We start from the raw sequence: 12,439 nt of genomic DNA on the forward strand, positions 1-12,439 counted from the left end.
AAACTGTGATTTAGAAATAGTCAGCAAGGAGGGCCGGGCATGAGCGACCTAATCAGACTGAAAAAGAAGCAATTTAATTTTGACCAGGTTTGTTTTGTTGCCAGCGTTATTGATCTGTCGCTTGCCGAAATAAAACCGGTCTTTAGATTTATTTGCAGTACCGGTAAAGATATTGTCGCTACAGATGCGAAGCGTCTTTTTATCGCAGCGTGTGAAATGCCTGAAGGATATTATGAACTAATAAAACGAACAAAAAGTGAAATCATCCTACACAAGACGGAGACGGAAGTAAATTTTCCCAACTGGCAAGCGGTTATTCCTGAAAAGTATGAGACATGGACATCGCATAGATACATGCCCAGTATAAGAGAATCCAGTTATGCCCGTCTGTCAAGAAAACTCCCCGATCAAATAGGGCTGAGCTATCGAATGCTCCATGAATTATGCGTATGCGGCATCTTTTGGAAAGTTTTCATACCGCCTGAAGAGAGCCAGTATGCTCCCATTCCATTCGAGAGCACCTCGGTCATCAACGACAGAGTGTTATTCAAGGCTTTTATCATGCCTTTAAAACTGAGAGAGGACGATTAAATGATCAACCTCCAATACATAACCGACTTTTATAAATCACGCGGTGGCAGGATCGGCGCGTCGGACGTGCCAGCCCTGATCCCTCACCCGGACCGACCGAACGAGTCTCTCGCTGGATACGGGCAGACCGCCATCACTCTGTATGAGGAGAAGGTAGGCCTCAGACAGAGGGAGCCTGCCGGGTTCGCGGCTGAGATGGGTCACTTTTTGGAGCCGAAGGCGCTGAGCGAGTTCATAAGAGATTTCGGGGGGCCTGTGTTTGACGGTTTTGGTATAGTGGGTGCGGATGTGCAGAAAGACGGCGTTCAATTTTCTTCGTCTATTGCTGACCAATTTTTCCGGGGCTTCATGCTCTGCGAACTGGACCGCGTGGGGAAAAAGACTCTCGACTGCCGGCCTTTTAACACGACGCCTTTCAGACATCACACTGAGGCCTTGACCGAGTTCGGCGTGGCCCACGCGGACTGTGTGTATGACGCCTCTCCCTTTTTGCAACATGTAGTCGAAATGGAAAAAAAAGAGGGTTTGTGGCAGTATAAGGCCCACGGTTTAACCGTCGATTTCTCAAAGCCCTTCCTCATCGAGGCAAAATCTGCCCGGTACTGGACCGTCAAGGCCCGCTCTCGTGACCGGTTCGCCGGGTATGACCTCGATCTCAAAGAGTGGCAGGGCATCCCGTTGAAACACTATTTTCAACTGCAATATCAAATGGCTCTGTACGACGTAGACGTTGCCTATCTCTCACTGATTTTCGACACATCGGAAAAGCGGTATTGGAAAATCAAGGCGAATAAAAAGCACCAGGCTGAACTCCTGGAGCTGGCCTCACTCATGCACCGGGCTATCAAGCTCAAACAGCCGCCGCGTGAGCTGGCAATGAACGCGGCAGATATCCGCAAGTTATACCCGGAAATCCAGGAGGATTTCACCGAGTTGACGGGGGATGAACTGACCCGCGCTGTGGACTTGTCAAAGGCGTACCGCAAGGCCGATGACCAGGAGAAAGCCTGGAAGCGGAAAAAAGATGACGCTCTCGATGCAGTTTCCATCCTGATGAAAGATCAACGGGAAATCAAGGGACTTATCACGGGCCCTGACGGTGTGCAGGAATTGAAAACAATTGCACGCTGGAAATCTACCGGCGGCGGTGAGCGGATTATGGGGCTGAAAGACATGGTGGAGGCGGACCCGGCAGCGGTGAAGTATCTGCGGCGGAAAAAGCTGATCAAAAAAGCGGAGAGCAATGACAAGCCGGATATAAAATTGAAGATGGAGGATTGAGAGATGAGTTACCAAAAGAACGACGGCGGACCGGCGTTTCCGGGAATAAACAAGGCTGAGATAAATAACGAAGGAACGTTTTCTATGAGTGGTGATGATGGCATGTCACTGCGTGACTACTTCATTGCTCATGCACCGGCAGAACCGCAACCGTGGTTTACGCCGATCATGGATATTAAAAGGCCACAACCTCACTTTGATTCCAGTCGCTCCGGTAACTGTCTTAACAGGATGGCTCTCGATAGTTGGGATAATGAATACGACAAACAGAGACACCTTCAATGGCCGGTAGCATGGGCCGACGCCATGCTCGCTGCGAGGGGGGAATAAATCATGGACGAAAACCAGAAACGACCTGAACCGACTCCAAATCCGCCAGAAATCTTAATTCACGGCATACCATACAACGGGGAACCGTTGGTCAGATATTCCGATGTCGCCAAATATACCGGACTTTCGGAGGGATGTTTGCGGACTTTGGTGTCAAAAAATCAAATACCACATTATAAGATCGGAAAGCCGGTCCGATTCCGGATGTCCGAAATTGATAAGTGGCTGGCAAATCGGAAGCAAGGATATACGGCAAAAAAATAATAAGGGAGGGAAAAAGATGTTTGGTGAAAAGAAACAAGGGACTGCGGCCCTACTGCGCGAAATGGAGTGGCCAGAGCCTCCAGAACCGAAAGACGCATTTTGCATGTGCGTAGAGGACATTTGTCAGGCGTTCGCCGTCTTCGGCGATGAACCCGGAGTAATCCCGGCGTTTGAGAAGTGCATCGATCATCTTATCGAACAAGGAAGGTTCGTGATTGAGAGAGAAAGATTTATTATGCAGAATCCACCGAGTTATATGACAGACCCGGTGTAGACATAAAACAGGACGAAGGGAGGGAGTAAGGTGAGAAAAGAAAGAGTTAAAGCAGTCAGGGCGGCATTCGAGCGTATACACGGATTTTTGCCGACGCAGAGAGATACGAGCATGTATAAATACTATTGGCGGAAATGGAAGAAAGAAAGGAGGGGGCGATGAGCGGGAATGACAAACAGCACTATCACGAGTCCTGCCGGATGTGGATCGAACAACAGATAAAAAACATTGAGGTCGAAAAGACAAGAAGAATCCACGCGGAGGGCATTATAAAACTGCATCTCGATGAAATACAATTGATCGACAGGCGGATAAATTTTGAGAAGCGGCAAACGCTCGAATTTATCAATAGCAACCCGGAAATAAAGATCAAAAAATCAATCATTAAAAAATTGAGAGGCGAACAATGACGAAAACATACACTCTTTATTCAATCGCCTGTCCCCGCTGCGGAGTCCCTGTAAAATGGAATCAAGTGCGATGGATTAAAGATGACTACGGGAACCCGAACGCGGGAAAATCGTGGATTGTCTGCAAGTGCGGACATGAATACAGTCACGACTCCCTGCCGGAGATAGTCGAAAAATTCTACAGCGCAAGAGAGTCAATCCATAAAATGAAGGATTTTGTCGAGGTTGTACTCGGCGAACCATGGATAGAAGAAATCAGGAGGGAACAATGACAACAGCAACCAAGACCCCGATGTGCTGCGGACAGGCTGCGAAGGGTGAAAAGAAGAGCGACGTATTTGTGTTCCGTTGCCAAAAATGCGGCAAATCCGCCCAGGGCAAGACCCCGGCAGAGGCGGCGGCAGCGTGGGAGAGTACACAGGGCGGCAGACAGCCGCAGGCGGCACAAACACCCGACGTAATCGTCCCAGCGATCCCCCAGGGGCCGCAGCAACTACAGGCATGGGCATCTGCCCATATGGGCGAGCTCGTCAAAGCATCGGCAGCCTTCATCGAAAAACCCGCAACGGAGCGGATGATTGCAAAAAATATAAACTATGCCGCCCGGACGCTCCCGGCCAAAGTGTGGGAATCTGAAGAGGGCCGGAACTCTGCCATTGAAGCCCTGAAAGAATCATTCTACTATGGGGCCACGATGCCGGACATGGGAAGTCTTATTACCTTCGGGGCCGCCGACGTGGAATTCGTTCCGGCAATCGAGGCTTTCGATTTTGCTCTCACCACCGGAAAAAATGCACCATTTGAATGGATCGCCATTGAACCGGTACACAAAAACGACAAGCGACAAGTTTTTAGAAAAGATGGTAATTTCCACGCTGACTTCGAATATATACCGAACGACAGGGGCCCGGTTGAGGCAATTGTCGTTTATGGGTACGAGCAAAAACGCAAACGTATTGTAGGGGAACTGTACGAGAAGGCCCGCCTCTTGGAAAAGGCAGAGGCTCACAGCTCATCGTATCGGTATTATCTGCAAGATATGGCGTTGGTTAACTACGCCAGAAGCGAGGGAACCATTAAGGCTGAAAACGGGCGGGAGTATGCCGAGAAGACAACTCAAAAAGAGGACAATAAATATTTTCAACAGGATGTCGACGCGTTCAGGGAATCCGAAAAAGCCGGAACACTGAAAAGCGACTCACAAGGGGAATATTGCGTCAGAGAGGTGCCTAAAAAAGGTGGAGGCACGTGGCCCAAAAAAGTCTATCGGAAAGAAGTTGATAATCCAGGTGTTGAAATCAAACGGCTTTATCTCGATGAAATGCACAATCCTTACGAGGGAGGCGACCAGGTAGAGATGTTGAGGAAAGCTGCTGGAAAAACCTTCTTTCGCCCCTGGATGAAACAGCGGAACAGTATGGAAATGGCCGGCGAGTGGACCGAGGAAGAACTCGCAGACGACTCCACCGACACGGTGATCGACCAGGCAATAGGACGCGCAAAGGAGCAGGTGCGGCCCGATAGTGCGCGGGAACCGGCCCTAAAACAACAGGAAGGTATCAAGGACGCGGAATTCGAGGTCGAGGAACCAGAGGCTCCACAGCCGCCATCGCCCGGAAAATTTGACGGGAGGTGATACATGCAAGCCCTGAGAAGTCGGGGCTTCTTTATTGCCAGCCTGCGGATTTCGCGTCCGCAGGTCACTCAAATTGTGAGAAAATAGCGATTCAAGACTGTAAGAAGAACTGTGAGAACAAATACAAAACAATGAAAGACAATGGTTTTGAATATTGACAATAATAAAATCTTTCTTCTTTATTATTAAACAACCATGACGCATAAAAACGGCTTAATGAGAGAAAATCAAAAAAAAGTCCAACTTCGAATCCGCAGGTCGGGGGTTCGAATCCCTCCGGGCGCGAAAGTCGGGACATGTCCGAAGTGGAGACCCCTCAGGGGTAGGAACAAAAGGCAGGTCCTTATATTCTAAAACGTCATAGACGTGGTGAAACGGGGGTATCCAACTGTGTTGTACCCCCTTTTTTATTGTTTCAAAACAGAATAATTAACCATTTCTCCGGTTTTTTCATCCCATAAATAAAGAAAAAGAGATCTGAAGCCTGCGAACAGAGTGACTGGAATGATTTTCTGCAGCTCCGGTATGTCATTATAACACTGTCTCAGCCTGTAATTAGGTATTCTCGGTTTCAGGTGATGTATGTGGTGATATCCGATGCTGCCGGAGAACCACCGAAGAACAGCCGGCAGCCTGTAAAATGAACTTCCTTTCATGGCCGCTTTAACAGGATCCCAGTCACCGGAGTGAGACCAGTATACTTTTTTAAATTGATGCTGAATAAAGAAGAGCCACATTCCGAAAATGCTTGCCAGGGTAATAACGGGCAGGAATACCTTTATGTACGCGGTAACACCCACGGTAAAATAGGCTGCCGTTATAATCAGGGCTATCATTGCATTCGTGAAGATTATACTCATGAGATCTTTTTTCCTCATTCCTTTATGAGGAAGTCTGTATATGATCAGGAAGAGAAACACCGGTGCTATCCCGAAGAGGAAAATCGGATTCCTGAAAATCCTGTATTGAATCTTGACCCACGTTGAAGCTTTACGGTATTCATCTACAGTCATTGTCCATATGTCCCCGGTTCCCCTTTTGTCAAGATTGGAAACGGAGGCGTGATGGATGCCGTGGGACCTCTGCCAGTCGTAGAACGGAGTGAAGGTGATTATACCGCAGATTGTCCCTGTAATGGAGCAGGCGCGTGAACTCTTATAATAAGAGTTATGGCTGCAGTCGTGGAGGAATATGAATATCCGTACTTGAAATCCTGCGGCCGGCAGTGAAAGCAGCAGTAGTGTCCAATAGGGATAGTCCATTATGACCAGGGCAAACATTGCAGCAATGATGGCAAAATATAAGGTGAAAGTAACTAATAACTGGAGATTGGATTTTTTGTTATCGGCCCCTTCATAATGTTTTATCAAAGAGAGCCATTCGCGCTCTTCCATGCATGCCATCCTCATTGTTTTTATATATAAATAAAGATATCACATGATAAAGTCGAAAACATTCCTACTATCGTTTTTCCATGAAATTTTATAAAAAAAGTAATAAAAATAATCACACCAATTGTCCAATTTTAAAAGAAATTTAAAGACGAAAAGAATGAAAATTGAGAATGGATAATTTAAATTCAAAAAATTGACAAAATCTATATTGTGTATTATAATTGATATATAAAAAAGAAATTCCGTATATACAGAATTTCATCGTGATCTTGAGTATTAAAAGGAGGTTGCAATGGCGGTTTTCAAGGTTTTTCAACCGGGAATCAATGTAAATGGTGCTTCGATCATGTCTGTAATCAAAGGCATGGGAGCCTTTGCGAAATCCGCTCAGGATATTCTCAAGGATGCGGGATTATCGGTTGTAAAAGATGATCCCGATTCCTGGTATCCCCAGCAAAGCTGGCTCGATGCGTTCAAGGTCCTTTCAGAGAAGACAGGGCAGAAAACGTTATATGCGATTGGTCTTAAAATTCCCGAATCGGCGCAATTTCCTCCCCAGATAGATTCCGTTGAAAAAGCCCTTGATTCAATTGACATTGCCTATCACATGAATCATAAAAATGCCGCGGGCCAGGTCATGTTCGATCCCCAGACGGGGAAACTTATAGAAGGCATTGGCCATTACCGTTTTCAGCCCGGCAGCGAACCGGGGAAGGGGATTATGATATGCGAAAATCCCTATCCCGATGAATTTGACCGGGGCATTATTTTCGCCATGGCAAAAAGGTTCGCACCGGGCGGTTTCGTTAAGGTGGATTATGACGAATCTAAACCCACCAGGACAAAAGGATCGAATTCGACCGTTTTTATCGTTACCTGGAAATAGTCATGTGTATCCGGTGATATTTTTTTCCAGAATGACCGTTGTATTATATTTATTCTTGATTTAATTCCTCATTTTTTTATACATGTCCAGTCCATCCAGTTGCATGGGCCCAGTCAAAATCTGTAGAGCCGCACAGGTAATGGCGGTTTTCCGTGAGGAAGGCAGAGATGTTCCTGTCACACGGCAATATCCCGGGAGGTGCAATTATGATTAAAAAGGAATTTCTCGACCGCTGGACCATCCAGGATTCCGCTGACCTGTACGGTATTAAAAACTGGGGAGCGGGATACTTTGATATATCCGACACCGGGAATGTGGTCGTCACTCCCTTCAAAGATAAGCATATCTCAGTGAGCCTGAAGAATGTAATCCAGGGGATTCTGGATCGTGGGCTTGATATGCCTGTCCTGCTGCGAATTGAAAATCTTCTCGATGCCCAGATATGCAATCTCCATGCAAGCTTCAATCAGGCCATAGCGACTTTTGGATACAAGGGGAAATATCGCGGCGTGTATCCAATCAAGGTTAACCAGCAGGCCCAGGTCCTGGAGGCCATTACGCGTTTCGGTTCCAAGTACCATCACGGTCTTGAGGCGGGCAGTAAGGCTGAACTCATTGCCGCTATCTCCATGATACAGGATTCCGAATCGGTTATCATCTGTAATGGCTACAAAGATGAGGAGTTCATCGATCTGGGACTCTGGGCGACAAAAATGGGGATAAGGACATTTTTCGTGCTGGAGATGCCCAGTGAGCTTCCCCTGATTTTGGAGCGATCCGAGGCCCTGGGGGTCAGTCCGCTCGTGGGCGTGCGGCTGAAACTGTCATCGAAGGCCGGCGGGCACTGGAGTGATTCGGGAGGAGACAGGAGTATTTTCGGTCTTAATACGACCCAGCTTATCGATGTGGTGGACAAGCTCAAAGAAAAGAACATGCTGGGATGTCTCCAGCTTCTTCATTATCACCTGGGGTCACAGATCCCCAATATCCGCGATATCCGTTCCGCCGTTGTTGAGGCCTGCAGGATATATGTGGGCCTTGTCGATGAAGGGGCGCCCATGGGATACCTGGACCTGGGTGGCGGCCTTGCCGTGGATTATGACGGGTCGAAGACCAATTACAAGAACAGTATGAATTACTCTCTCGATGAATACTGCGCCGACGTTATCGAAGTTATCATGACAACCCTGGACGAGGATGATAGGGTTGTTCCTCATCCCACCATCATAACCGAGTCGGGCCGGGCAACCGTGGCATACTACTCGGTGCTGCTTTTCAATGTTCTTGATGAGACCCGGTTTGAGGCGCTGCCTCTTCCCGCGGATATAAAAGAAGACTCCCACGAACTTATCAGCAACCTGTTATATTCGCTCAAAACCGTATCGACTAAAAATATCCAGGAGTGTTTCAATGACGCGCTCTACTACCGTGATGAAATACGGCAGGTTTTCAAGCACGGCGGTATCAGCCTTCGTGAACGGTCCTTTGCCGAAAATATTTTTTGGAACATCATTAATGCCATTGCAAAGGAAAAAGAAAAAGTAAAACAGGTGCCCGTGGCCCTGGAAGGGATCGACGGCGCCATTGCCGATATATACTACTGCAATTTCAGCGTCTTCCAGTCTCTCCCCGATTCCTGGGCCATCGGACACATTTTTCCCATCATGCCGGTGCACCGCCTCAGCGAAGCCCCGGGACGAAATACAATATTGGCCGACATTACCTGCGATTGCGACGGGAAAATAGACCGCTTCATCAGCATGAACGAAATGAATGACACGCTGCCTCTCCATGAGCTGAAAAACAACGAGGAATACTACCTGGGAGTTTTTCTCGTGGGTGCTTACCAGGAGACCCTTGGCGACCTGCACAACCTTCTCGGCGACACCAACGTGGTGAGTATCCGTATAAATGAGAACGGTGAGTATGATTTTGTCAGCGAGATGGAGGGAGACTCCGTGGCCGATGTTCTTTCCTACGTGGAGTACAATCCTAAAATACTTATTGAACAGTTCAGGGAGAAGGCTGAGAAAGCGGTACGTGAAGGGAAAATTGACGTATCGGAGCGAAGAAAAATAATGAAGGCCTATGAGTCAGGTCTGAGCGGATATACCTACTTTGAAAGATAATCAGGGACTTTAAAAACAAGGAGGCAAGATATGTCCAGAGTTATGATCATAGGTGCCGGTGGAGTGGGACAGGTCGTGGCGTACAAATGTGCCCAGGTTCCAGAAGTATTCACGGATATTATGCTGGCCAGCAGGACAAAGTCGAAATGCGACCGCATCGCGCAGCAGCTGCCGAGACCAATTGAAACGGCCGGGGTTGATGCCGACAACGTGCCTGAGCTGGTGAAACTCATTAAAAAGTTCAAACCCGATATGATCATAAATGTGGCGCTTCCATACCAGGATCTTCACATCATGGACGCGTGCCTGGAAACCGGTGTAGATTATCTCGATACGGCCAATTATGAACCTGTCGATGAGGCCCGATTCTGCTACCAGTGGCAGTGGGACTACCAGGAGAGGTTTAAAGAGAGGGGGATAATGGCTCTCCTGGGAAGCGGTTTTGATCCCGGCGTCACCAATGTCTTTACTGCCTGGGCGAAGAAGCATCATTTCGATGAAATGCGCGAACTCGATATTATCGACTGCAATGCCGGAGACCACGGCCAGCCCTTCGCCACTAATTTCAATCCTGAAATCAATATCCGCGAGGTGACCGCCAGGGGAAGATTCTATGAAAAAGGTAAATGGGTTGAAACCGATCCCCTGTCAGTTTCCAGAATGTACGATTTTCCCGAGGGAATTGGTGACAAAAAGATATATCTTCTGTATCATGAAGAACTGGAATCCCTGGTGAAACATTTTCCCGAGATACAGAAAGCACGGTTCTGGATGACCTTCTCCGACAATTACCTGAAACACCTGGAGGTTCTTCAGAACGTGGGTATGACAGGTATCGAACCGGTGAAGTACCAGGGAGTTGATATTGTGCCGCTGCAGTTCCTGAAAGCCCTTCTGCCTGATCCGGCATCGCTGGGACCTTTGACAAAGGGGAAAACCTGTATAGGCAATCACATAACGGGAACAAAGGGTGGGAAGCAAAGGGAGTATTATATTTATAATATATCCGATCATGAAGAGTGCTACCGCGAGGTTAAATCCCAGGCCATCTCTTACACCACGGGTGTACCGGCCATGATAGGTGCCATGATGATGCTCACGGGAAAATGGCGTGGCAAGGGGGTTTTTAACATGGAGCAGTTCGATCCTGACCCATTCATGGAAAAACTGAATGTACATGGACTGCCATGGAAAGAGATTTTTCTGTAAAGCTCGAAATGGGGCTGGTCCCCACGCCCTGCTTCATAGTGTCCAGGGAGGCGCTGGAGGAGAATCTGAAAATCATTAACGGAGTGCAGAAGGCGACGGGCTGTAAAATTCTTCTGGCACTGAAGGGTTTTTCCATGTTCAGCGTTTTTCCCCTGGTTGCAGCGTATCTTCACGGCGTATGCGCCAGCTCACCTCATGAGGCCCGCCTGGGCCGGGAGGAATTCCGCCGAGAGGTTCATTCCTTTGCCGCGGCCTACAGTGAAAGTGACTTCCATGAATTTCTGGAACTTTCGGATCACATCGTTTTCAATTCATTTTCCCAGTACCATCACTTTAAACCGCTCATGATGGACAACCTGGACAGAGTTTCTTTCGGTCTCCGGGTAAACCCTGAGCACTCCGAAGCCCCGGTACCTCTCTATGATCCCTGCGCTCCGCGATCACGCCTGGGTGTCCGCCGCTCCGCTTTTAAGAGCGAAGACCTGGAAGGAATTTCAGGGCTCCATTTTCATACCCTGTGTGAGCAGAATGCCGATGCACTTGAACGGACCGTGAAGGCCTTCGAGGATAAATTTGGCGACCTGATACTATCCATGAAATGGGTCAATTTCGGCGGGGGGCACCACATTACCAGGGAGGATTATGACATAGATCTTCTCTGCCGTATAATACATGATTTCAAGCAGAAATATAATGTGGATGTATACCTGGAGCCGGGCGAGGCCGTAGCGCTCAACACGGGCGTCCTGGTGGCATCTGTACTGGATATAATCAATAATGACATGGACATAGCCATTCTGGATACATCGGCGGCGGCCCATATGCCCGACGTGCTGGAAATGCCCTACAGGCCCTCTATTTCAGGAGCGGGAAAGCCCGGTGATTTTCCTTATACCTATCGATTGGGAGGAATATCCTGCCTGGCCGGCGATATCATCGGTGATTACTCATTCCCGGAGCCGCTGAAGCCCGGCGATAAAATTGTATTTCTTGACATGGCCCATTATACCATGGTAAAGACCAATACCTTTAACGGGATACAACTGCCTTCCATTGCCATTTTCAGTGAAGCCGACAATGAACTGACTATTGTTAAACGATTCGGCTACGGGGATTTCAGGAGCAGACTTTCATGAAAATTTTAGAATATATTAACAGTAAAAAAAGTCATCAGGGATTCCTTCAATCGGAACTGGGCTTTCAGAAAGCCGAAAAATCGCTTTTTCATGTAATACCGGCTCCCCTGGAGAGGACTGTTTCCTATGGAGGGGGAACAGCGGCCGGACCTGCAGCTATATTGCGTGCGTCACAGCAGTTGGAGCTCTATGACGGTTTCAGCGTGCCCGGGGAAAAAGGAATATATACGACTCCGCAAATATCATGCCATGGCAAAGTGAGAGTGGTACTGGACCGAATTAAAAATGCCGTTTCAGCGTCTCTATCCATGGGCAGTATCCCCGTTTTGCTGGGCGGGGAACATACCGTGACACTGGGAGGGGTGGAGGCTTTGAAGGAACACGCCGGGTCCGTGGGAGTTGTTCAGTTTGATGCCCATGCCGATCTGCGGGAGAGCTATGAAGGAGATCCTTTCAGTCATGCCTGTGTCATGAAAAGAGTGCTGGATTTGGGAGTCCCCTTTTATCAGATCGGCGTGCGCAGTCTTTCACCCGGCGAGGTGGTCCTGAGGAAAGAAAAGGGAATATCTCATTGTGACGCCGCTGAACTGACAGCTTCAGGGAACGGGGCAATCGTCCTTCCTCCCGACTTGCCGGAAAAGTTATATCTCACCTTTGACATTGACGCTCTTACTCCCGCCATAATGCCTTCAACGGGAACACCGGAACCGGGAGGGCTGGAGTGGTACCAGACCATGGATATTCTTGCCCGTATTATAAGTGACCGCCGCGTCATGGCCTTCGATGTAGTTGAACTGGCGCCGCACAGGGGACTCCACGCCCCGGATTTTACCGCTGCCAGGCTCATCTATAATATAATGGGCATGATAGCTCGCCGGGATTATTGAATAAAGTATTCT

Annotated in this window: 14 protein-coding genes; 13 read left to right on the top strand and 1 reads right to left on the bottom strand. The window is 48.3% G+C overall.

The window, feature by feature from the left end:
* Positions 1-39 precede the first annotated feature (39 nt).
* The 8 genes from CVV44_04140 to CVV44_04175 all read left to right on the top strand — a co-directional run bounded on the left by CVV44_04140 (position 40) and on the right by CVV44_04175 (position 4,786).
* Positions 40-591 carry a hypothetical protein gene (locus tag CVV44_04140; GenBank protein PKL40806.1) on the top strand — a complete coding sequence of 184 codons (552 nt, stop codon included), beginning with the start codon at positions 40-42 and terminating at the stop codon, positions 589-591.
* A complete protein-coding gene (locus tag CVV44_04145) occupies positions 592-1,872 on the top strand; it encodes a hypothetical protein (protein PKL40807.1) in 1,281 nt (426 codons plus the stop codon).
* 84 nt (positions 1,873-1,956) lie between these two features.
* Positions 1,957-2,202: a hypothetical protein gene (locus CVV44_04150; protein PKL40915.1), complete on the top strand. Its 246-nt coding sequence runs from the start codon at positions 1,957-1,959 to the stop codon at positions 2,200-2,202.
* A 3-nt stretch (positions 2,203-2,205) separates the two neighbouring features.
* Positions 2,206-2,466, top strand: a complete 261-nt coding sequence (locus CVV44_04155; protein ID PKL40808.1) for a hypothetical protein — start codon at positions 2,206-2,208, stop codon at positions 2,464-2,466.
* A 16-nt stretch (positions 2,467-2,482) separates the two neighbouring features.
* A complete protein-coding gene (locus CVV44_04160) occupies positions 2,483-2,740 on the top strand; it encodes a hypothetical protein (GenBank protein PKL40809.1) in 258 nt (85 codons plus the stop codon).
* A gap of 158 nt (positions 2,741-2,898) precedes the next feature.
* On the top strand, positions 2,899-3,150 hold the full coding sequence (locus CVV44_04165; GenBank protein PKL40810.1) for a hypothetical protein: 252 nt from the start codon (positions 2,899-2,901) through the stop codon (positions 3,148-3,150).
* Positions 3,147-3,422, top strand: a complete 276-nt coding sequence (locus tag CVV44_04170; protein ID PKL40811.1) for a hypothetical protein — start codon at positions 3,147-3,149, stop codon at positions 3,420-3,422. Before CVV44_04165 ends, CVV44_04170 begins: the two co-directional genes overlap by 4 nt.
* Complete coding sequence (locus CVV44_04175; GenBank protein PKL40812.1) at positions 3,419-4,786, top strand: hypothetical protein; 1,368 nt, start codon at positions 3,419-3,421, stop codon at positions 4,784-4,786. Before CVV44_04170 ends, CVV44_04175 begins: the two co-directional genes overlap by 4 nt.
* A 407-nt stretch (positions 4,787-5,193) precedes the next feature.
* Here CVV44_04175 and CVV44_04180 read toward each other — a convergent pair whose 3' ends face one another.
* Positions 5,194-6,195, bottom strand: a complete 1,002-nt coding sequence (locus CVV44_04180; GenBank protein ID PKL40813.1) for a fatty acid desaturase — start codon at positions 6,193-6,195, stop codon at positions 5,194-5,196.
* A 277-nt stretch (positions 6,196-6,472) separates the two neighbouring features.
* Between CVV44_04180 and CVV44_04185 the strand changes: the two genes are divergently transcribed.
* The 5 genes from CVV44_04185 to speB all read left to right on the top strand — a co-directional run bounded on the left by CVV44_04185 (position 6,473) and on the right by speB (position 12,427).
* Positions 6,473-7,066, top strand: coding sequence for a hypothetical protein (locus CVV44_04185; protein ID PKL40814.1), 594 nt, complete (start codon positions 6,473-6,475; stop codon positions 7,064-7,066).
* A gap of 206 nt (positions 7,067-7,272) precedes the next feature.
* Positions 7,273-9,195, top strand: a complete 1,923-nt coding sequence (locus CVV44_04190) for an arginine decarboxylase (GenBank protein ID PKL40916.1) — start codon at positions 7,273-7,275, stop codon at positions 9,193-9,195.
* Positions 9,196-9,225: 30 nt separating this feature from the next.
* Complete coding sequence (locus CVV44_04195; GenBank protein ID PKL40815.1) at positions 9,226-10,404, top strand: saccharopine dehydrogenase; 1,179 nt, start codon at positions 9,226-9,228, stop codon at positions 10,402-10,404.
* Positions 10,383-11,540 carry a carboxynorspermidine decarboxylase gene (nspC, locus tag CVV44_04200; protein ID PKL40816.1) on the top strand — a complete coding sequence of 386 codons (1,158 nt, stop codon included), beginning with the start codon at positions 10,383-10,385 and terminating at the stop codon, positions 11,538-11,540. The genes CVV44_04195 and nspC overlap by 22 nt, the downstream gene beginning before the upstream one ends.
* Positions 11,537-12,427: an agmatinase gene (speB, locus tag CVV44_04205; protein PKL40817.1), complete on the top strand. Its 891-nt coding sequence runs from the start codon at positions 11,537-11,539 to the stop codon at positions 12,425-12,427. The genes nspC and speB overlap by 4 nt, the downstream gene beginning before the upstream one ends.
* The last annotated feature ends 12 nt before the right edge of the window (positions 12,428-12,439 follow it).

This window comes from Spirochaetae bacterium HGW-Spirochaetae-1, from assembly GCA_002839375.1.
Classification (GTDB): domain Bacteria; phylum Spirochaetota; class UBA4802; order UBA4802; family UBA5550; genus PGXY01.